2 protein-coding genes are annotated in these 1,490 nt (G+C 43.2%); both read left to right on the top strand.

The genetic code is table 11. The features are described 5' to 3' along the window. Positions 1-74 precede the first annotated feature (74 nt). Positions 75-872 carry a thioesterase family protein gene (locus tag C9E89_RS22585; RefSeq protein ID WP_107010302.1) on the top strand — a complete coding sequence of 266 codons (798 nt, stop codon included), beginning with the start codon at positions 75-77 and terminating at the stop codon, positions 870-872. A 91-nt stretch (positions 873-963) separates the two neighbouring features. Next, a partial coding sequence (locus C9E89_RS22580; protein WP_107010303.1) for a Rossmann-like and DUF2520 domain-containing protein occupies positions 964-1,490 on the top strand: 527 nt, incomplete at its 3' end.

Genomic DNA, 1,490 nt, shown 5'->3' with positions numbered 1-1,490 from the left:
GGTTTTTTTGCACAAAAGTAAGAACCAATGGCAGTGAAAAGATACATTTTAAAGATAAAAATGAAGGAATACACATGGCAGCCTATTATCAACTTTTAAGTCGTGAACAGCACAGTGATGGGAGCTGTACGGCATCTTATCTTTCCAATATTCATGCACAAGGCGCATGGAATCCGCATGAACAGCACATGGCATCTGCAACAGGGGTTTTGTGTGCGGAGTTAGAGCAGTTTCAACCACGTGATGAGATGCGCATTGGACGCGTGAGTTTAGATATTTTTGGACTGATCGCTTTTGGTGAGTTTACCGTGCATACCCGTGTCATTCGTGCTGGAAAAACCATTGAACTGATCGAGGCGGAAATGCAGGCAAATGGGAAGACTTGTATTGTAGCCCGTGCTTGGAAAATGATGAAGCAAGATACCAGTGCAATTGCAGGGCTAGAAGATCAATCGATTGTACATCCTGAAACTTTGCCAGTATGGGATGGGATGAAATGTTGGCCGGGTGGTTATATTCAGAGTATTGAGACACGTGCGGCAGAAGGGCACCGTGCTGGTAAAGGCATTGTCTGGTTACATAATGATTTGGACATGGTGGAAGCTCAGAAAACATCAAGTTTTGTGCGCTTATTGGGTATGGTGGATACAGCCAACGGTATTGTCCCACGTCAAAATCCAGCATCTGGATGGGGCTTTCCCAATTTAGATCTACAACTGCATTTATACCGTTTACCTCAAGGGAAATGGTTAGGTTTGGAAGCGACTCAGCAATATGGTGATGATGGTATTGGCTTAACCAGTGCGGTTTTGCACGATGAGCAAGGGCCATTTGGCCGTAGTGAACAGATTTTGACTCTTCGTAAGTTTTAGTTAGTCAGTGTCAATTTAATAAAAAAAGGATGAATTGCTTCATCCTTTTTTTATTGGCATGCTGTAGGCACTTTAAAATAGTGAAATGAAGATGCGGATCAGTTTAATTGGAGCGGGGCGGGTGGCTCATCATTTGGCCAAAGCCCTGATGTCTCAGCATGAAATCGTCAATATTTATAGCCGAAGCTTCGACAAAGCTGCGGATTTAGCGCAAGTTGCACATGCAAAGGCGGTCAGTCATTTTAAGCAGTTAAATGCTGATGTGGATTTGGTGATGATTGCAGTAAGTGATCAGTCTATTCCGAGTGTGATTTTGGCCTTGACTGAATATCTGCCGAATGTGTTGATTGTACATACTTCGGGGAGTACAGCGCTTTCAGTTTTGTCTACGAAACATGCACGTGCAGGAGTTTTTTATCCCTTACAGACCTTTAGCTTAGAACGTGAAATTGATTGGTCAAATACACCGTTGTTTGTAGAAGCCACTGAAAATACGGATCTTCAAAGACTACATATACTGGCAGAAAGCCTGAGCCAACGCGTGTATAGCTACAGCTCTGCGCAGCGTCTAAGTTTGCATTTAGCGGCTGTCTTTGCCTGTAATTTTAGTAATTATTG

The organism is Acinetobacter sichuanensis (assembly GCF_003024515.2).
In the GTDB taxonomy this organism is placed as follows: Bacteria; Pseudomonadota; Gammaproteobacteria; order Pseudomonadales; family Moraxellaceae; genus Acinetobacter; species Acinetobacter sichuanensis.
This window is presented reverse-complemented; position numbering and strand designations above follow the sequence as displayed.

Coding starts and splice junctions, on each gene's coding strand:
- C9E89_RS22585 (WP_107010302.1), top strand. CDS start 75: ATGGCAGCCTATTATCAACTTTTAAGTCGTGAACAGCACAGTGATGGG.